We start from the raw sequence: 17,962 nt of genomic DNA, 5'->3' as shown, positions 1-17,962 counted from the left end.
TGCGCGTGCCGTTGCGATTCACGCGATGATCGCGCTCATCCAGCGGGTACTCGAAGCCGCCGTGACGGTCGATGGCCGCACGGTGGGCGCCATCGGTCCGGGCCTGCTCGCCCTGGTGTGTGCCGAGCGAGGCGACACCGAGGCGAGCGCGGACAAACTGCTCGCGAAGCTGCTCGGCTATCGCGTGTTTGCTGACGAGGCGGGCAAGATGAACCGCAGCGTCTCGAGCCTCGATGGCAACGGTGCCGCCGGCGGCTTGCTGCTCGTCTCGCAGTTCACACTGGCGGCCGACACCCACAGCGGCACCCGGCCGAGCTTCACCCCGGCGGCCAGTCCGGCCGACGGCAAGCGGCTCTTCGATCATTTCGTGACGCAGGCGCGTGCACGCCATCCGATCGTGGAAACGGGCGAATTCGGCGCGTACATGCGCGTCTCGCTCGTGAACGACGGACCGGTCACGTTCTGGCTCCAGACGCGTCCCGACGCTGGTTGACGTTCGGGGTGGGGGGGCGCGCGCTACCGATGCTGCGCGTAACCTGTTCCGCCGCCCGCATCCGCCCGGGTTCTATCCCGAAAATTGCTCGGAATCGTCTGGATGTGAGGGCGCGCCCGCACGCGATTCGAATCGGTGTGATACCGTCGTCGAGTTCCGAAACGACAATGCTTGGGAGAAACCGATGAAAGTCTGGAGTGACTCGTTTGCCGACAATGCGGCGATAGATGAACAGTTCGCCTTCGGCAAACCGGATGCACAGGCGCACGTGGCGCTGTCGCAGAACAAGAATCCCCATCTGGCGTGGTCCGATGTACCGACCGGTACCCGTTCGTTTGTCGTGATCTGCACCGACAGCGACGTACCGAGCCAGGGCGACGACGTCAATCAGGAAGGGCGCGAAGTGCCGGCGAATCTGCCGCGCGTCGATTTCTATCACTGGGTGCTCGTGGACGTACCGGCGTCGGTGTCCGAGATCCCGGCGGCCAGCCACAGCAATCACGTCACGCCGCGCGGCAAGTTCGGCCCCGATGCGCTCGATGGCATGCGTCACGGCGTGAACGACTACACGGCCTGGTTTGCGGGCGACGAGAGCATGCGCGGCGATTACTACGGCTACGACGGCCCCTGCCCCCCGTGGAACGACACGATCGTGCACCACTACCACTTCACTGTGTACGCGCTCGATATCGCCCGTATGCCGCTCGACGGCCGTTTCGGGGGCGACGACGTGCTCGCGGCGATTGCGCCGCACGTGCTTGGGCAGGCGCGCGTGACGGGCACCTACACGCTCAATCCGGCGCTGGCCTGACGGCGCACCGTTTGCCCCCGCCCGCTTTGACTCACGCCACACGCAATCGCATCGATGACCGGCATGACCACGACCCTGACTTTGATTCGCCACGGCGAGACTGACTGGAACCGCGCCAAACGGATTCAAGGCCATACCGATATCCCGCTCTCGACCGAGGGCGAGCATCAGGCGGTCTTGCTCGGGCAGCGTATCGAGCGCGAGGTGGCGGCGCGCGGACGCGTTTTCGACCACGTGCTCACGAGCGATTTGCAGCGAGCGGTGCAGACGGCGGAACCCGTCGCACGCGCCTGTGGCTTGCCGCTGGTGCGCACGGCGAGTTTGCGGGAGCGTCACTACGGGGTCTTCGAAACCCGTGTGCCGGACGAGATCCAGGCGAAATTTCCGCAGGACTATGTGCGCTGGCAGAGCCGCGATCCCGATTTCGTGATTCCCGGCGGCGAGTCCACGCGAGGTTTCTACACGCGTATCACCGAATCCGTCGCTCAACTGCTGCGCGACTACGCGGGCCAGCATCTGGCACTGGTGGCGCATGGCGGTGTGCTCGATTGCTGCTATCGGCTCGCAACGCAGCTTGCATTGACCGAGCCGCGCGCGTATCCGCTGCTCAATGCGAGCGTGAACCGCCTGGCCTACGATGGCCAGCGCTGGCACGTGCTGTGTTGGGGGGATGTCACGCATCTGGACGCCGCCGTGCGAGACGAAAGCAACGACAGGCCGGAGGGCGCTGCCGCCATGGATCGCGTCGATCCGCGCGTGGTGTAACGGGCGGGCAGGTTGCGCAAGGGCCGGCCGTGCAGCAGACGTGCCTAGCGTTCCAGCGATGACTGCACGACCACGACATCTGGCGTCGCCAATGCGCGGCGTCGCGCGCGGTGCGCCACGCTGTTGCGCATCGACCAGCGGGAGACCTGCGCCATGCGCCGCACGGTGGGCCGCACCGTCAGGCGACGTACCATCGCCCCTTCCCCGAAGCCGAGCATCGCCTGCGACCAGCCGGGCAGCAAATCGATGCCTGCGCGAAACAACACGCCGCTGAACAGGCGCGCGCCTGTGAAGGGCGCGGGCAGATTGCGCAACACGCGCACGACTTCGTCGGTGCGCTCGCTCGAGCACAAGGCCGGACGCATGGCCGCGAGATAGTCGTCGATCTGCGCCACGCTCGTAGGCACGTCGCGTGCGCCAAGCGCCGTCGCAATGCGTGAGACTTCCGCGTAATAGCGATCCTGCTCGCTGCGGGCGAACGTCGGATCCTTATAGACGAGATAGCTGCGCAGGAAGCTCGACGTCTCGGCCACATGCACCCACGTCAGCAGATCCGGATCGTAGGCGGCGTACGGGCGGCCGTCGGGGGCAACGCCCTTGACTTGCAGGTGGATGCGTCGCACCCGGTCGAGCAGCGCGTTGGCGTCTGCGGTATTGCCGAACGTCGTGCCGCCGATGAATGTGGCCGTGCGGCGCAAACGGCCGATCACGTCCTGCCGGAAGGTCGAGTGATCCCAGACGCCGGCCATCGCAAGCGGATGCAACGACTGCATCAACAGCGCGCTGATGCCGCCGATCATCATGGAAGTGAAGTCGCCGTGCACGTGCCAACAGGCGGCGTCCGGGCCGAACAGGCCGGGGTCGCCAGCCGGGGTGTCGTAGTTCAGACGCGGAGCGCCGGGGCCTGACGTCAGGCTCACCAGCCGCATCGCAATGGCGTGCCGCACACGTCCCGATACGCCCACGACCGGACCGGCAGGTTGCAAGGGCGTGGCCGGAGGCGGTGTCGGGAGGTCGTCGTGCGAGGACATGCGAGGTTCAGCGTGACGATGTCAAAGCGGCGGCGGGCATCATCACTTGCCGGGGGCGTCGGGCGACCAGAGCGAGCTGCTGTCCGGCGCACTGCCGGGGGCGGCCAGTCCGAAGTGACGATACGCGGCAAGTGTCGCGACGCGCCCGCGAGGCGTGCGTTGCAGGAAACCCTGCTGGATCAGGTACGGCTCGATCACGTCTTCGATGGTGTCGCGCTCTTCGCCGATGGCGGCGGCGAGGTTGTCCACGCCCACGGGGCCGCCGTCGAACTTGTGGAGCACGGCTTCGAGCAGCTTGCGGTCCATCACGTCAAGGCCGACCGAATCGACGTCGAGCATCGAGAGCGCGGCGTCGGCCACGGCGGCGGTAATGCGCCCGTCGGCCTTCACTTCGGCGTAGTCGCGCACACGCCGCAGCAACCGGTTGGCGATACGCGGCGTGCCGCGCGCGCGGCGGGCGATCTCAAAGGCGCCGTCGTCGACGATGGCCGCGCCGAGCAGGCCGGCCGAGCGGCGCACGATGCCGGTCAGTTCTTCGGCCGTGTAGAACTCCAGGCGTGCCACGATCCCGAACCGGTCGCGCAGCGGGTTCGTCAGCATGCCGGCGCGCGTGGTCGCCCCCACGAGCGTGAACGGTTGCAGATCGAGCTTGACGCTGCGCGCCGCAGGGCCTTCGCCGATCATGATGTCGATCTGGTAATCCTCGAGCGCCGGGTACAGGATTTCCTCGACGACCGGCGAGAGCCGGTGGATTTCGTCGATGAACAGCACGTCGTTGGCTTCGAGATTGGTCAGCAGCGCGGCGAGGTCGCCCGGACGCTCGAGCACGGGCCCTGACGTCTGGCGTAAATGCACCCCCATTTCGCGGGCGATGATATGGGCGAGCGTTGTCTTGCCCAGGCCCGGCGGGCCGAAAAGCAGCACGTGGTCGAGCGGTTCCGAGCGCTTGCGCGCGGCCTCGATGAAGATTTCCAACTGGCCGCGCACCTTGCGCTGACCGACATATTCGTCGAGCAGCTTGGGACGCAGCGCACGCTCGAAGGCTTCTTCGTTAGGCGAGGCCGGGGTCGGCGCAATGATGCGCTCGGCGGCGAGTTTGTCGGTTTCGATCATGGCTGCATTGTAGCGCTTCGGACGTCGCTTGCCGGGGCGGCGCGGCGGGAGATTGCGCAGCGTACGAGGGCGATGCCGGCAGCGGTGACGGCGATGAGGCTCAGCCGACCAGGCGGCCGCGCCGCACGCGCAGGCCCTTGGCCGCGAGCGTTGGGGCGACGCCGGCCAGCGCAGAGAACGTTTCGCCGCTGTGGGCATGGCAGATGGCGACGCCCAGCGCGTCGGACGCATCCTTGCCCGGCGTGCCGCTGAGCGTAAGCAGGCGGGTGACCATTTCTTGCACCTGCTCCTTGCGGGCACGGCCATAGCCGACGACCGCCTGCTTGAGTTGCATCGGCGTGTACTCGAAGACTTCGAGCCCGCCGACCGACAGCGCCGCGATCGCCGCGCCGCGCGCTTGTCCGAGCAGTAGCGTGGATTGCGGGTTGACGTTGACGAACACCTTCTCGATGGCGGCCTGGTCGGGCCGATAGGTGTCGACCAGTTCCGCCACGCTTTCGAAGATGATGCGCAGCCGGGCGGGCAGCGTGCCTTCGCCGGTGCGGATGACGCCGCTCGTCACATATTGCAGACGGCTGCCGTGCTTTTCGAGCACGCCGAAGCCAGTGACACGCAGCCCGGGGTCGATGCCAAGAATTCTCATGCGGGGGCCAATGATCGGTGTGCCGACCGATGCGGGGCGAAGACGCCAATATGGCCCGTATTCTGGCACAGCCGCGCGAGAGCGTCGCCCACGTCGTGTTTCATCGGGTGAGACGCGATGACGCCGCGCGCCAACGGGGACCGCCCCGACGCGCGATGACGCCGCAGGCCGCGCAGCGTCGATTTGTCGCGGTGCCCGGGCCTGAGCACGCGGGACGTTGCCCTTCGCGACGCGACGGATTGTTGTACATTGCTTGCTGTTCAAATATTCGATGGCCTGTTTGCGGGCCGCCCGTCCCCGATGCTCTGGATCAAAGCGCTCCATATCGTTTTCGTCGCCTCGTGGTTCGCCGGCCTGTTCTACCTGCCGCGCATCTTCGTCAACCTCGCGATGGAGAGCGATCCCGCTGCCACGCAGCGTCTGCTGCTCATGGCCCGCAAGCTGTATCGCTTCATGACGATATTGGCGGTGCCCGCCCTCGCTTTCGGACTGATCCTTTGGCTGTACTACGGTATCGGGCGCTACGGCGGCTGGTTGCACGCCAAGCTGCTCATCGTGGTGTTGCTGCTGGGTTACCACCACGCGTGCGGCCGTTTGCTGCGCAAGTTCGAAACCGGCCGCAATACGCATACGCATCGCTGGTATCGCTATTTCAACGAATTCCCGGTGCTGGGGCTGCTCGCGGCGGTGATCCTCGTGGTCGTGAAGCCGTTCTGACGCGCCGGGTCATTTTTCATCCACGTCGTCGCGCATCGCCAACACTGGCCACTGCACCATTGCGCGCTCACCCGCGCCAACCACCGATACCCGAGAGGAGTCCGCCGTGAGTCTGACCTGCGATTATTTCGTGGCACCGCCGTCGCCCTATGTCTACATGGGGCAGGCCCGCTTTGTCGAACTGGCACGTCGCTACGACGTGCAGATCCAGTTGAAGCCGATGGATATCGGCCACATATTCGCCGGCTCGGGCGGCCTGCCGCTGGCCAAGCGTGCGCCGCAGCGCCAAGCGTATCGTCTGGTCGAGCTTGCGCGTTGGTCCCGATATCTCGGCGTGCCACTCAACCTGGAACCGAAGTACTTTCCGGTGGCGGGCGATCCGGCGGCGCGTTTGATCGTCGCCGCGCAGCTCGCGCATGGCACGGACAAGGCGCTCGCGCTGACGGCGGCCATTTCGAAGGCGCTGTGGGCCGAGGAGCGCAACATCGCCGACGAGGCAACGTTGCAGGCTATCGCCGACAGCCTGGCGTTCGACGGCGCGTCGCTGCTCGCGGCGTCGAAGACGGCCGACGTGCAGGCGGCCTACGACGCCAACACCGACGACGCCGAACGCGCCGGCGTCTTCGGCGCGCCGTGGTTCGTCTTCGACGGCCAGCCCTACTGGGGGCAGGACCGCCTCGATTTTCTCGAACGGGCTTTTGCCGATGCGCAGGGCGCTCGGCGCTGACCCGGCATACCGAACATGTCGTCCGGTGCCCGCGGGTGCGGGTAGCGGCAACCCCCCAAGGAGTGAAGAGGATGAGTCTTCCGGAAGTGGTGCTGTACAAGAGCGTGCCGCCAGACGTGCGCGCGCGGTTGGCCGAAACCTTTACGCTGACGGAATTCGACGGGGTGAACGACGGCAACCGCGCAGCATTCATGGCGGCGCTGGGCCGCGCCGAGGGCGCCATCGGCGGGGGCATGAACGTCACGCCCGCGTTGCTGGACGCCGCACCCAGGCTCAAGGCCTGGGCGACCATTTCCGTGGGCTACGATCAGTTCGACGTGGCCGATCTCACGCGTCGCGGCATCGTGCTGATGAATACCCCCGATGTGCTGACGGAAACCACGGCGGATACCGTCTTCGCACTGATTCTGTCGAGTGCCCGGCGCGTGGTCGAATTGGCTGAACTGGTGAAGTCGGGCGGTTGGACGGCGAGTCTCGACGAGGCGCATTTCGGTACCGACGTGCAAGGCAAGACGCTCGGCATCGTCGGCATGGGCCGCATCGGGGGCGCGGTCGCGCGCCGTGCCGCGCTCGGTTTCGGCATGAAGGTGTTGTACAGCAACCGTTCGCGCAACGAAGCTGCAGAGCAGGCATACGGCGCGCAGCACCGGGCACTTCCGGCGTTGCTGGCCGAAGCCGATTTCGTCGTGACGCTGGTGCCGCTATCGCCGGCGACGGAACGGTTGATCGGGGCGAACGAATTCGCGCAGATGAAGCCGGGGGCCATCTTCATCAACGCGGCGCGCGGCAAGGTGATCGACGAGGCGGCGCTGATCGATGCGCTGGTGTCGGGCCATCTGCGTGGGGCAGGTCTCGACGTGTTCGAGCGTGAACCCGTGTCGGTCGATTCGCCGTTGCTGAAGATGAAGCAAGTGGTTGCGCTGCCGCACATCGGCTCGGCAACGCACGAGACGCGCCACGCCATGGCCGCGTGCGCGGCGGACAACCTGATCGCTGCGCTGACCGGCAAGCCGCTACAGAACGCCGTCAATCCGCAGGCACAGCAGCACTGAGCGCGCGGCATAGGCGCCGACCTAAGCGACGCGAAATGACGAGGGTGAGGCGATAGCCGGGGCTATCGCCCTTCGTTCGTCGTCCTGCGGCGATTGATGACTTCCTTCGCGCGGGCGAGCTGCGCGGGCAGGCGATCCCCCAGGCGCAGGGCCATGCCCACGGCGAGCACATCGCCAATGGCCAGGTGCGCGATACGCGAGGTCAGTGGCGAGTAGACGTCGGTGTCTTCGTCGACATCGGCGAAGAGCGCCACGCTCGCCAGCCGCGCCAGCGGCGAATTGCTGTGCGTGATCACAATCACGCTCGCGCCCGCCGTTCGCGCCAACTGGACGGCTTCGAGCAGATCCTGCGTGCGCCCGGTGTTGGAGATTGCCACCACCACATCCCCTTGTCGCAGCAGCGCGGCCGACATCCCGTAGACGTGCGGATCGCTGTATGCCACGGCCGGTACCCCGAGCCGGAAGAACTTGTGCTGCATGTCCTGTGCGGCAATCCCCGACGCCCCCGCGCCATAGAACTCGATGCGCCGTGCCCCGGCAAGCAGTTCAATGGCCTGCCCGATGCTGTCGGGCGAGAGATTGTTGCGAACCTGCATGAGGCTGCCGATGGTGCGATCGAGCACCTTGCTGGCGATGCCCGGCACCGGTTCGTCGGGGCGGACGTCGCGGTGTACGAAAGGCACGCCTTGCGCGATGCCCTGCGCCAGCCGGATCTTGAACTCCCGATAGCCACTGCATCCCACGGCCTGACAAAACCGGGCGATCGTCGGTTGGCTGACGCTGGCGCGCTCGGCCAGTTCGTTCATTGACAGATCGACGACTTCGCGCGGCGCATCCAGTACATAGGTCGCGAGCTTGCGCTCGGATGGGCGCAATTGGGTCAGCGTGGCTTTGATTCGGTTCAGCATGGCGGGCATCGACAAAAGCAGGCGCCCACTATAGCACCCGCAGGTCCCGGCGCCGCAGCGCGGGCGCGGGTCATCAGGTGTGCGAGTTGGGGTGTAAATGTACAAAAACTACAAAAAATATACATTCCATATTATGAGGTCGCGTTTCTCGATACGGTAAAAATAAACGTAACTATCGGATAACACTAGGGACAAGCCCGGATGCCGACGTCTTTCGATTGATGGGATGTAGAATTTCTACTAAAATCCGCTCCGAATCGCACCTGCCCCTGGGTGCGTCGCAATTTCCGTTCCCTGGCATGATGTCTGAGCAAACGAAGCCCCTGCACCCGACCGTAATGGCCGTCACGGCGCGCATTGCCGCGCGCAGCCGCGACACCCGTGCGGCGTATCTGGCCCGCGTTGACGCCAGCGCCGGACGCTTCCCGCAGCGCGGCGCGCTGTCGTGTGCCAATCTGGCGCACGGATTCGCCGCCATGCCGGCCAACGACAAGCTCGTCTTGCGCGAACAGCGTCGTCCGAACGTCGGCGTAGTGACGGCCTACAACGACATGCTCTCGGCACATCAGCCGTATGAGTCGTACCCGGCGCGTCTGCGCGAAGCCGCGCGCAAGCTCGGCGCCACGGTGCAGGTCGCGGGCGGGGTGCCGGCGATGTGCGACGGCGTCACGCAAGGTAACGCAGGCATGGAGTTGTCGTTGTTCTCGCGCGAGATCATCGCCATGAGTACGGCGATCGCGCTCTCGCACAACATGTTCGATGCCGCGCTGATGCTTGGTGTGTGCGACAAGATCGTGCCGGGTCTCGTGATCGGTGCGCTGCAATTCGGTCATCTGCCGACGATCTTCGTGCCGGCCGGTCCGATGGCGAGCGGCTTGTCGAACGACGAGAAGGCCAAGATCCGTCAGGCGTATGCCACGGGCAAGGTCGGCCGCGACGCGCTGCTCGAAGCCGAGTCGCAGGCCTATCACGGCGCAGGCACCTGCACGTTCTACGGCACGGCCAACAGCAATCAGCTCCTGATGGAAATCATGGGCCTGCACCTGCCGGGCGCGGCCTTCGTGCATCCGCACACGCCGCTTCGCGACGCATTGACCGACGGTGCCCTCGCGCGCGTGCTGGCCATCGGCGCCGACACGCCCGACTACACCCCGATCGGCCATGTGGTCGACGAGCGCGCCGTCGTCAACGGCATCGTCGGCCTGCTGGCCACGGGAGGCTCCACCAATCACACCCTCCACCTCGTGGCGATGGCCCGCGCGGCGGGCGTCATCATCGATTGGGACGATTTCGACGCGTTGTCGGCCGTGGTGCCGCTCATGGCGCGCGTTTATCCGAACGGCAAGGCCGACGTGAATCATTTCCACGCGGCAGGCGGCATGGGCTTCCTGATCGGGGAATTGCTCGACGCCGGCCTGCTGCACAACGACGTCAAGACTGTGGCCGGTCCGGGCCTTGCGCGCTACCGCGCCGAGCCGTGGTTATCGCCCGACGGGCTGGCGTGGCGCGCCGGTAGCGCCTACAGTGGTGATCGTGACGTCCTGCGCGGCCACGCCGAACCGTTCGCCCCCGATGGCGGCTTGCGGTTGATGCACGGCAATCTGGGGCGCGGCGTCATCAAGGTGTCGGCGGTCAAGCCGGAACATCGGCGCGTGGCCGCACCGGCACGCGTATTTGCCTCACAGGAAGCGGTTCAGGCCGCGTTCGACGCCGACGAGTTGCGTTGTGACGTGGTCGTGGTGCTGCGCGGCCAGGGCCCGCGCGCCAATGGCATGCCCGAGTTGCATCGCCTCACTCCGCTGCTCGGTGTTTTGCAGGACGAAGGGTTCGCGGTGGCACTCGTGACCGATGGCCGGATGTCCGGCGCCTCGGGCAAGGTGCCCGCCGTGATTCATATGTCGCCCGAAGCATCGGGCGGTGGCCCGTTGGCACGGGTGCGCGACGGCGATCTGATCGTGCTCGACGCGAACGCAGGCATGCTGCACGCCGAGGTGGCCCCGCAGGCGTGGGAGGCGCGCGAGATGGCTGAAGTGCCGGTCTCGGGCGACGACACCGGGCGTCTGCTCTTCGGTCACATGCGCGCGGCGGTGGGCGCGGCAGAAGCCGGCGCGTCCGTGTTCTTCGGTTCTGAGTGACGTCCCGGTCACGTCGCTGCATTCAAGGAAAACGTTATGGACATCAATGACATCGTGCGTGCCGGCCCCGTGGTTCCGGTGCTCCAGTTCGACAACGTCGAGCAGGGCGAGCAGGTCTCGCGCGCACTGCTCGCGGGCGGCGTGCGGGTCCTCGAAATCACGCTGCGCACCCCCGCCGCGATGGACGTCATTCGCCATGTGGCGGGGCTGTCCGACGAACTGATTGTCGGCGTGGGCACGCTCACGCGCCCGGAGGAAATGGCGCAGGCCGTGGCGGCCGGCGCGCGCTTCGGCGTCTCGCCGGGCTACACGAGCGCGCTGGGCGCGGCGGCCAGGGCGGCAGGGCTGCCGCTGCTGCCGGGCGTGGTGACGCCGTCCGACATTCTCGCGGCGCTCGCCGACGGCTACGACACGGTGAAGTTCTTCCCGGCCGAACCGTCGGGGGGCGTGCCGATGCTCAAGGCGCTTTACGGTCCGTTCCGGCACGTGCGCTTCTGCCCGACGGGCGGCATCAGCGCCGAATCGGCGCCGTCGTATCTCGCGCAGCCCAATGTGGTGTGCGTGGGGGGGTCGTGGCTGACGCCCAAGGCGCTCGTGGACGCGCAGGACTGGAACGGCATTACGCGTCTCGCGCGAGCGGCGACTGCCTTGCCGCGCCGCTAGGCAACACCGGTTTCATCGAAGCAACGCATCACATCCAACAATTCCAATAATCGGGCGCAAGCCCTTCGGGCATTCGCCCATCTAGCCAAACGAGGAGACCCCCCATGGTCGCGGTGCAAGGCAACTTGCTGCTGGTGTACGCGCTAGTCGCGGTAATCGCGCTGATTCTGCTGATCGCGCGTTTCAAACTGAATCCGTTCATCACGCTGATCGTCGTCTCGCTCGTGCTCGGGCTGGCGGTGGGCATGCCGATGGGGGGAATCGTCAAGGCGTTCGAGACAGGCGTGGGCAACACGCTGGGGCACATTGCGCTGGTGGTGGGGCTTGGCACGATGCTCGGCAAGATGATGGCCGAGTCGGGCGGGGCCGAGCGCATTGCGCGCACGCTTATCGGCGCCTTCGGTGAGAAGAACGTGCACTGGGCGATGGTCGTGATCGCGTTCATCGTCGGTCTGCCGGTGTTCTTCGAAGTCGGTTTCGTGCTGCTGATTCCGATTGCGTTCAACGTCGCCAAGCGGACCGGTACGTCGATGGTCCTCGTGGGCATTCCGATGGTCGCGGGCCTGTCAGTCGTGCACGGCCTGATTCCGCCGCACCCGGCCGCGTTGCTGGCCGTGACCGCCTATAACGCGGACATCGGGCACACCATCATGTACGCGCTGATCGTCGGCATTCCGACGGCGGCCATTGCCGGCCCGCTGTTCGCAAAGCTCATGGCGCGCCACGTGGTGCCCAACCCGGACAATCCGCTGCTCTCGCAGTTCGTCGAAAAGGACCGTGCGCTGAACGAACTGCCGGGCTTCGGCGTCACGCTGTTCACGATCCTGCTGCCGGTGATCCTGATGCTCATCGGTAGCTGGGCCGACCTGTTCTTCGCGCCGAAGACGTTCGCCAACGAATTCCTGCGCCTGATCGGTAACTCGGTGATGGCGCTGCTGATTGCCACGCTCGTAAGCTTCTTCACGTTCGGCAAGCAGCGCGGCTTTAATCGCGACAATATCCTGAAGTTCACCAACGAGTGTCTGGCGCCGATCGCCACGATTACGCTGGTGGTGGGAGCGGGCGGCGGTTTCGGGCGTATCCTGATGGACAGCGGCGTGTCGAAGGCGATCGTCGATGTGGCGACGAACGCCCACCTCTCGCCGCTGCTGCTGGGCTGGCTGGTGGCGGTGCTGATCCGTATCGCGACGGGCTCGGCCACGGTGGCCATGACCACGGCGTGCGGCATCGTCGCACCGATCGCGGCGGCCGCCGGTGCCACGGCGAAACCGGAACTGATGGTGCTGGCCACGGGTGCGGGCTCGCTGATCCTGTCGCACGTCAACGACGGTGGCTTCTGGCTGGTCAAGGAATATTTCAACATGACCGTGCCGCAGACCTTCAAGACCTGGACGGTGTGCGAGACGATCATTTCGGTTGTGGCGTTGCTGCTGACGCTCGGCCTCGCCACGGTGGTGTGAGGTAGCGATGCGCGGCGTGCAACAGCGTCAATACGCTGACGCGAGTCAGCCGGTTACAAGGAGGCGAGCCATGATCGTCGTGGTAATGGGCGTATCGGGCAGCGGCAAGAGCACGGTCGGGCAACGACTTGCCGAGCGTCTGGGCTGCGGGTTTTCCGACGCGGATTCGTTTCACAGCGCCGCGAACATCGAAAAGATGCGGCGCGGTGAGGCGCTTAACGACAACGACCGCGCCCCGTGGCTGGCGGCGATTCGCGAGGCGATCGTCGCGCGCCGCGTGGCGGGGCGTCACCACGTGTTCGCGTGTTCGGCGTTGCGCTCGCGCTATCGCGACGTGCTGGGCGAGCACGACGGCGACGTCGTGTTCGTCTACCTGAAGGGGGCCCCGGAAGTGATCGGCGAACGCCTGGCGTCGCGTGGAGGGCACTTCTTCGACCCGGCGCTGTTGCAAAGCCAGTTCGACACGCTCGAAGAGCCGCGCGACGCGTTGGTGATCGACATCCGCGAGTCGCCCGACGCCATCGTCGAGACGCTGTTGCACAAACTCGCGGCCTGCCCCGGCGGTGCGGCGCTGACGCCGGCCGGGTCGGCGCGCGTACAATAGCGGTTTATTCCCTCCGCCGGCACTTCGCGTGCCGGTCGTACGCATCGAAATGGCTTCCTTCGAATTCTTCGCGCCCTGTCCTCGCGGACTGGAAGAGGCGCTCGCCGCCGAATTGGCAGAGCTGGGACGTCTGGCGCCCGTGTCGGTGGGCAAACAGGTGCCCGGTGGCGTGCATTTCGCCGGTCCGTGGGCAGCCGGCATGGCCGCCAACCTGCATTCGCGCATCGCCAGCCGCGTGCTGCTGCGCATCGCACAGCAGGCGTACCGCACCGAACAGGACATCTACGACTTCGCCTTGCGTCAGCGCTGGGAAGAGTGGTTTTCGTCTCAGCAGACGCTGCGCGTGGACGTCACCGGCATCAAGGCGCCCGTGCGCAGCCTCGAATTCGTCACCCTGCGGATCAAGGACGCTGTGTGCGACCGCCTGCGCGAGAAGACCGGCGCGCGGCCGAACATCGATACGTCGCAGCCCGACGTGCGGGTGTTCGCCTTCCTGACCGCCACCGACGCCACCCTCTATCTCGATACTTCGGGCGAAGCGTTGTTCAAGCGCGGCTGGCGTCTGGACAAGGGGGCGGCCCCGCTGCGCGAGAATCTGGCCGCGGGCATTCTGCGTCTGGCCGGCTGGCGCACCGACACGGCGGCCGACATGGTGCTGTACGACCCGATGTGCGGCAGCGGCACCTTCCTCGCGGAAGCGGCGCAGATTGCGTTGGGCGTGCCCGCGGGTGCCGAGCGCCGCTTTGGCTTCGAGAAGCTCAAGGGCTATGACATCACGGCATGGCAGGCGCTGAAGGTGCAGGCCACCGAAGCGCAACGCGATGCCCGCGTGCGCGGTGTGCCGCCGACGATTTTCGGCAGCGATATCTCGGGCGACATGCTGGCCAAGGCCCGCGCCAACCTGGAGCGTGCGGGCGTGGGCGACATCGGCCTCAAGCAGGTGGATGCGCGCGATATGTCGCCCCCGGTGGATCGCCCCGGCATCATCGTCGCAAATCCGCCGTACGGCGAGCGTATCGAAGTGCGCGGACGTCGCGGATCGCGCGAAGCCGATGACGGCGACCAATCGCCGGACATGCAGGGCAATCGCGGCGGCCAGTTCCAGCGCGATCAGCCGGACGGTGTCGACGCCGCGTTCTTCCGCGCCTTCGGCGACGCGCTCAAGCAGCGCTTCACGGGCTGGAGTGCCTACCTGTTGACGGCCGACATGAGCCTGCCCGGACAGATGCGTCTGCGCGAATCGCGTCGTACGCCGCTGTTCAACGGTGCGCTGGAATGCCGTCTGTTCCGCTTCGACCTGATTGCGGGTTCGGTGCGCAAGCGCGCGGACGGTGAGGCTAAGGGCGAAGGCAAGGACGAAGCCGGCGCGCCGCAAGCGTAAGCGAATCGTCTCGTTCGACGTTACGACAAAAGACCGGCGACTGCCGGTCTTTTGCTTTGGCGCGATGGGCGCGTCGTGGCTACTGGTCGGTGGCGGGTGACCAGGCGGCCCGCCTGCCTGAAGGGGGCGCAAGTGGTGCAAGTGGTACAGGTGATGCAAGTGATGCAAGTGATGCAAGTGATGCAAGCGGTACCGCCAGTGCGGCTTGCGTCTCCCCGCGTCGCTGCGCCGCCAGTATCGCGAGGCGTACGCGCAGTTCGCTCGGCGAGACCGGAGCGCGCTCCGGATCGCACGTCACGTTGTCCGGGTCCGACAGATCGCTGTCGTAGTCGAGGCCGGTGCGCGGCGAGTGGCCGGACACGTTCACGAATCCGACGGGCGTCACGTTTCTGAGCCACCGCTCCGTCTCGCAGGTGATGGCGTTCTCGGACACGATGTCGTCACGGAAGGTTTCGCCGCGAGGGTCCGGATAAATCTCCCAGAGGTCGCCTCTCACTTCCCAATGCGGCCAGAGTTGGCCGTCTGCGCCGTAGTGCGTGTATGCCAGCGCCTGATAGGCCTTGCGGCATGCCTCGCGCCGGACACTATCGTCCGGTCGATCGCGCGTGGCCGTATTGAGGAGTCGCGTGAGGCACCCTATGTCGCCCGACGATACGCTGTAGAAATACACCCACTTGTTGGTGACATCGAACGTCCACGGCACGGCGACGTCATGGCCGAACGCCTGCAGGATGCGCAGCGTCAGCACATCGTCGGCCACGTGCACGGGCTCGTGGCGCTCCAGCACGGATCGCGCCCAGTCGTTCAGCGTCGGCGTGATCACGAGCCGTTCGAAGAGGGACCAGCCCATCGGGCGTGCACTCAGCCGTTGCACAAGATCGACGGCAATGGCACTGGGCAACCCCGTATCCCGCAGCGAATCGAGCGTCACCTCGTGGTCTTCCAGCACGGCGAGCCGACGCAGCGCCAGTTGCTGTTGCGCGTTGCGTGCCGGTTCGCCGATGGCCGTTTTGCCCATGTACGGCTCGATTTCGCGTCCGAATACGCAATCCGGGTGCTCGGCCGCTGCCGTGATCGCCTCCTTTGTCGGATTGCACTTGGGGTTGAGCGCGCGAATCTGGACGACGTCGCTCCAGCATAGCGTTCGATAGATCGACGCCAGTGCCGGCGTACTCAAATGCGCCGTGGCGCCTGTGCCGACATGATGATTTTCCACGTTCATCGGAACTCTCCTTCGGACAATGCAAGAGAAGGCATTGTCGCGAAGGCGTCCGGCGCGAGGTGTCGAGATCGTGCGCCGTCATTGTCCAAACGGGGGCGGACGCCTCGAAGGGTCCGATGGCGAAGCGCTCGAATGGTCCGCGGCGGGTCCCCGGATCATGCGTGCCGTTCAGTCAGGAAGCGGCGCAGGATGCCGTGCGAGTAATGGCTGGCCACCTCGCGCAAAAAGCGCGGGAAGTCGACGTGTGCGGTGTCGTCGGCGCTATCGGAGAGCGTGCGCATCACGGCGAACGGGACACCGTACTCATGACACACCTGTGCCACGGCGGCCCCTTCCATCTCCACGGCGAGGGTTTGCGGCAGCGCGTCGCGCAGCCGGCTGACCTCGCCCGCGCTGGAGACGAACTGATCGCCGCTCGCGATTTGCCCGACGTGCACGCGTGGGGCGCTCATCTGCCATTCGGTGCGCAGCGCGACAGGCACTTGCGCGGCCATCTCCTCGGCGAGCCAATCGCGCGCCGCTTTCGCGAGGGCGTCGCGCAGCGGCGGTGCGCTGGCGAAGGCGTTGCGTCCGAGCAGCGGGATTTCGAAACGAGGGAAGAGGGGGCTGGCGTCCATGTCGTGCTGCACGAGCGTGTCGGCCACGACGATGTCGCCGACCGACAACCCATGCGCGAGTCCGCCGGCCACGCCGGTGAAAACGAGCTCGTCGATCGCGAACCGGTGAATCAGCGCGGCGGTCGTGGCGGCCGCCGCGACCTTGCCGACACGTGCGAGCACGACGACACAGTCATGGCCATGCAGCTTGCCCACGTGGTAGTCGCGCATACCGATGGACTCGACGTGCGCGCCGGGCGCCATCTCGGCGAGCAGATCGGTAATTTCTTCGTGAAGAGCGGCGACAATGCCGAGCGTCATGGCGCGGTTCCTGGGTGTAATGAGGAGCGCGCATTGTAGCGCGGGGCTGCCGGTCACCTTCCCGTGCAGCCCCGCAGTTCGGCCAATGGCGAACGTGTCGCCTTAGTCGACGGCCTTGACCATCTCTTCGACCACCTTCTTCGCGTCGCCGAAGACCATCATGGTCTTGTCGAGATAGAACAACTCGTTATCGAGACCGGCGTAGCCCGCCGCCATCGAACGCTTGTTGACGATGATCGTCTTGGCCTTGTACGCCTCGAGAATCGGCATGCCGGCAATCGGCGACGTCGGATCGTTCTTCGCGGCCGGGTTCACCACGTCGTTTGCGCCGAGCACCAGCACCACGTCCGTCTGGCCGAATTCACCGTTGATCTCGTCCATCTCCAGCACCTGATCGTACGGCACTTCGGCTTCGGCGAGCAGCACGTTCATGTGGCCCGGCATGCGGCCTGCCACGGGGTGAATGGCGTAGCGCACATTCACGCCCTTCTCGGTGAGCTTGTCGGTCAACTCCTTCAGGGCGTGCTGCGCGCGGGCGACGGCCAGACCGTAACCCGGCACGATCACCAGCGATTCGGCGTTGCTCATCAGGAACGCGGCGTCGTCAGGCGACCCCGACTTCACCGGGCGTTGTTGTTGCTCGCCGCCCGCGGGGCTCGCGCCCGGCGTTGCACCGAACCCACCGAGAAGCACGTTGAAGAACGATCGATTCATGGCTTTGCACATGATGTACGACAGGATGGCGCCTGACGAACCCACGAGCGAACCCGCGATGATGAGCATCGGGTTGTTCAGCGAGAAGCCGATACCGGCGGCCGCCCAGCCCGAGTACGAGTTCAGCATCGACACGACCACCGGCATGTCCGCGCCGCCAATCGGGATGATGATGAGCACACCGAGCACGAACGCGATGGCCGTCATCAGCACGAACGGCAGCCAACTTTGCGACAGGAAGAAGATGACGCCGAAGCCGAGCATCGCGATGGCGAGCAGCAGGTTGATCGTGTGCTGGCCCGTGAACTGGACGGGCGCGCCCTGGAACAAACGGAACTTGTACTTGCCCGAGAGCTTGCCAAAGGCGATGACCGACCCCGAGAACGTGATCGCGCCGACGAACGTGCCGATGAACAGCTCGATACGGTTACCGGAAGGCAGCACCGTTTCCCCGGCCGGCACAATGCCGAACGCCGCCGGTTCCGCGACCGCCGCCACCGCGATACACACGGCCGCCAGACCGATCAGCGAGTGCATGGCCGCGACCAGCTCCGGCATCTTGGTCATCTCGACCTTGCGCGCGACGAACGCGCCGATGCCGCCGCC

18 protein-coding genes are annotated in these 17,962 nt (G+C 66.0%); 11 read left to right on the top strand and 7 right to left on the bottom strand.

Features of this window, described 5'->3' with window-relative positions; translation table 11 throughout:
* Positions 1-25: 25 nt before the first annotated feature.
* The 3 genes from dtd (at position 26) to PSO31014_RS10405 (ending at position 2,069) form a co-directional block, all read left to right on the top strand.
* Complete coding sequence (gene dtd, locus PSO31014_RS10415) at positions 26-493, top strand: D-aminoacyl-tRNA deacylase (RefSeq protein ID WP_150551563.1); 468 nt, start codon at positions 26-28, stop codon at positions 491-493.
* A gap of 184 nt (positions 494-677) precedes the next feature.
* A complete protein-coding gene (locus tag PSO31014_RS10410; protein WP_150551562.1) occupies positions 678-1,304 on the top strand; it encodes a YbhB/YbcL family Raf kinase inhibitor-like protein in 627 nt (208 codons plus the stop codon).
* A gap of 63 nt (positions 1,305-1,367) precedes the next feature.
* Positions 1,368-2,069: a histidine phosphatase family protein gene (locus tag PSO31014_RS10405; protein WP_150551561.1), complete on the top strand. Its 702-nt coding sequence runs from the start codon at positions 1,368-1,370 to the stop codon at positions 2,067-2,069.
* A 44-nt stretch (positions 2,070-2,113) separates the two neighbouring features.
* On the opposite strand, the gene PSO31014_RS10400 is transcribed toward PSO31014_RS10405, so the two are convergent.
* The 3 genes from PSO31014_RS10400 to ruvC form a co-directional block, all read right to left on the bottom strand.
* Positions 2,114-3,100, bottom strand: coding sequence for an oxygenase MpaB family protein (locus PSO31014_RS10400; RefSeq protein ID WP_246176583.1), 987 nt, complete (start codon positions 3,098-3,100; stop codon positions 2,114-2,116).
* 42 nt (positions 3,101-3,142) lie between these two features.
* Positions 3,143-4,213, bottom strand: coding sequence for a Holliday junction branch migration DNA helicase RuvB (gene ruvB, locus PSO31014_RS10395; RefSeq protein WP_150551560.1), 1,071 nt, complete (start codon positions 4,211-4,213; stop codon positions 3,143-3,145).
* A 100-nt stretch (positions 4,214-4,313) separates the two neighbouring features.
* Positions 4,314-4,856 (bottom strand): crossover junction endodeoxyribonuclease RuvC, encoded by a 543-nt coding sequence (gene ruvC / locus PSO31014_RS10390; RefSeq protein WP_150551559.1) that lies wholly within the window; start codon positions 4,854-4,856, stop codon positions 4,314-4,316.
* Positions 4,857-5,156: 300 nt separating this feature from the next.
* Here ruvC and PSO31014_RS10385 point away from each other — a divergent pair, with 300 nt between their 5' ends.
* The 3 genes from PSO31014_RS10385 (at position 5,157) to PSO31014_RS10375 (ending at position 7,352) form a co-directional block, all read left to right on the top strand.
* Entirely contained in the window at positions 5,157-5,573 is a 417-nt protein-coding gene (locus PSO31014_RS10385; RefSeq protein ID WP_150551827.1) for a CopD family protein, read from the top strand.
* A gap of 106 nt (positions 5,574-5,679) precedes the next feature.
* Positions 5,680-6,300 (top strand): 2-hydroxychromene-2-carboxylate isomerase, encoded by a 621-nt coding sequence (locus tag PSO31014_RS10380; RefSeq protein WP_150551558.1) that lies wholly within the window; start codon positions 5,680-5,682, stop codon positions 6,298-6,300.
* A gap of 71 nt (positions 6,301-6,371) precedes the next feature.
* Positions 6,372-7,352, top strand: a complete 981-nt coding sequence (locus PSO31014_RS10375) for an NAD(P)-dependent oxidoreductase (RefSeq protein WP_150551557.1) — start codon at positions 6,372-6,374, stop codon at positions 7,350-7,352.
* Positions 7,353-7,414: 62 nt separating this feature from the next.
* Here PSO31014_RS10375 and PSO31014_RS10370 read toward each other — a convergent pair whose 3' ends face one another.
* Positions 7,415-8,260: a MurR/RpiR family transcriptional regulator gene (locus PSO31014_RS10370; RefSeq protein ID WP_150551556.1), complete on the bottom strand. Its 846-nt coding sequence runs from the start codon at positions 8,258-8,260 to the stop codon at positions 7,415-7,417.
* A gap of 302 nt (positions 8,261-8,562) precedes the next feature.
* Between PSO31014_RS10370 and edd the strand changes: the two genes are divergently transcribed.
* From edd to PSO31014_RS10345, 5 genes are all read left to right on the top strand, one after another.
* Complete coding sequence (gene edd, locus PSO31014_RS10365) at positions 8,563-10,395, top strand: phosphogluconate dehydratase (protein WP_174976485.1); 1,833 nt, start codon at positions 8,563-8,565, stop codon at positions 10,393-10,395.
* A gap of 36 nt (positions 10,396-10,431) precedes the next feature.
* The gene (eda, locus tag PSO31014_RS10360) at positions 10,432-11,058 is read left to right on the top strand and encodes a bifunctional 4-hydroxy-2-oxoglutarate aldolase/2-dehydro-3-deoxy-phosphogluconate aldolase (RefSeq protein WP_150551555.1); all 627 of its coding nucleotides are present in this window, start codon (positions 10,432-10,434) and stop codon (positions 11,056-11,058) included.
* Between the two features lie 104 nt (positions 11,059-11,162).
* A complete protein-coding gene (locus tag PSO31014_RS10355) occupies positions 11,163-12,518 on the top strand; it encodes a GntP family permease (RefSeq protein ID WP_150551554.1) in 1,356 nt (451 codons plus the stop codon).
* 70 nt (positions 12,519-12,588) lie between these two features.
* The gene (locus PSO31014_RS10350; RefSeq protein ID WP_017235666.1) at positions 12,589-13,122 is read left to right on the top strand and encodes a gluconokinase; all 534 of its coding nucleotides are present in this window, start codon (positions 12,589-12,591) and stop codon (positions 13,120-13,122) included.
* Between the two features lie 49 nt (positions 13,123-13,171).
* Positions 13,172-14,503 (top strand): THUMP domain-containing class I SAM-dependent RNA methyltransferase, encoded by a 1,332-nt coding sequence (locus PSO31014_RS10345; protein ID WP_150551553.1) that lies wholly within the window; start codon positions 13,172-13,174, stop codon positions 14,501-14,503.
* 79 nt (positions 14,504-14,582) lie between these two features.
* On the opposite strand, the gene PSO31014_RS10340 is transcribed toward PSO31014_RS10345, so the two are convergent.
* The 3 genes from PSO31014_RS10340 to PSO31014_RS10330 all read right to left on the bottom strand — a co-directional run.
* Positions 14,583-15,725, bottom strand: coding sequence for a hypothetical protein (locus tag PSO31014_RS10340; RefSeq protein ID WP_150551552.1), 1,143 nt, complete (start codon positions 15,723-15,725; stop codon positions 14,583-14,585).
* A gap of 155 nt (positions 15,726-15,880) precedes the next feature.
* Complete coding sequence (locus PSO31014_RS10335; RefSeq protein ID WP_150551551.1) at positions 15,881-16,642, bottom strand: 5'-methylthioadenosine/adenosylhomocysteine nucleosidase; 762 nt, start codon at positions 16,640-16,642, stop codon at positions 15,881-15,883.
* 102 nt (positions 16,643-16,744) lie between these two features.
* The coding region (locus PSO31014_RS10330; protein ID WP_150551550.1) for an NAD(P)(+) transhydrogenase (Re/Si-specific) subunit beta at positions 16,745-17,962 on the bottom strand (1,218 nt) is incomplete at its 5' end.

It is taken from the genome of Pandoraea soli (assembly GCF_902459595.1).
Taxonomy (GTDB): domain Bacteria; phylum Pseudomonadota; class Gammaproteobacteria; order Burkholderiales; family Burkholderiaceae; genus Pandoraea; species Pandoraea cepalis.
The sequence above is the reverse complement of the archived record's forward strand: the minus strand, read 5'-3'. Positions and strand labels throughout refer to the sequence as shown.

Coding starts and splice junctions, on each gene's coding strand:
- dtd (WP_150551563.1), top strand. CDS start 26: ATGATCGCGCTCATCCAGCGGGTACTCGAAGCCGCCGTGACGGTCGAT.
- PSO31014_RS10410 (WP_150551562.1), top strand. CDS start 678: ATGAAAGTCTGGAGTGACTCGTTTGCCGACAATGCGGCGATAGATGAA.
- PSO31014_RS10405 (WP_150551561.1), top strand. CDS start 1,368: ATGACCACGACCCTGACTTTGATTCGCCACGGCGAGACTGACTGGAAC.
- PSO31014_RS10400 (WP_246176583.1), bottom strand. CDS start 3,100: ATGTCCTCGCACGACGACCTCCCGACACCGCCTCCGGCCACGCCCTTG.
- ruvB (WP_150551560.1), bottom strand. CDS start 4,213: ATGATCGAAACCGACAAACTCGCCGCCGAGCGCATCATTGCGCCGACC.
- ruvC (WP_150551559.1), bottom strand. CDS start 4,856: ATGAGAATTCTTGGCATCGACCCCGGGCTGCGTGTCACTGGCTTCGGC.
- PSO31014_RS10385 (WP_150551827.1), top strand. CDS start 5,157: ATGCTCTGGATCAAAGCGCTCCATATCGTTTTCGTCGCCTCGTGGTTC.
- PSO31014_RS10375 (WP_150551557.1), top strand. CDS start 6,372: ATGAGTCTTCCGGAAGTGGTGCTGTACAAGAGCGTGCCGCCAGACGTG.
- PSO31014_RS10370 (WP_150551556.1), bottom strand. CDS start 8,260: ATGCTGAACCGAATCAAAGCCACGCTGACCCAATTGCGCCCATCCGAG.
- edd (WP_174976485.1), top strand. CDS start 8,563: ATGTCTGAGCAAACGAAGCCCCTGCACCCGACCGTAATGGCCGTCACG.
- eda (WP_150551555.1), top strand. CDS start 10,432: ATGGACATCAATGACATCGTGCGTGCCGGCCCCGTGGTTCCGGTGCTC.
- PSO31014_RS10355 (WP_150551554.1), top strand. CDS start 11,163: ATGGTCGCGGTGCAAGGCAACTTGCTGCTGGTGTACGCGCTAGTCGCG.
- PSO31014_RS10350 (WP_017235666.1), top strand. CDS start 12,589: ATGATCGTCGTGGTAATGGGCGTATCGGGCAGCGGCAAGAGCACGGTC.
- PSO31014_RS10345 (WP_150551553.1), top strand. CDS start 13,172: ATGGCTTCCTTCGAATTCTTCGCGCCCTGTCCTCGCGGACTGGAAGAG.
- PSO31014_RS10340 (WP_150551552.1), bottom strand. CDS start 15,725: ATGAACGTGGAAAATCATCATGTCGGCACAGGCGCCACGGCGCATTTG.
- PSO31014_RS10335 (WP_150551551.1), bottom strand. CDS start 16,642: ATGACGCTCGGCATTGTCGCCGCTCTTCACGAAGAAATTACCGATCTG.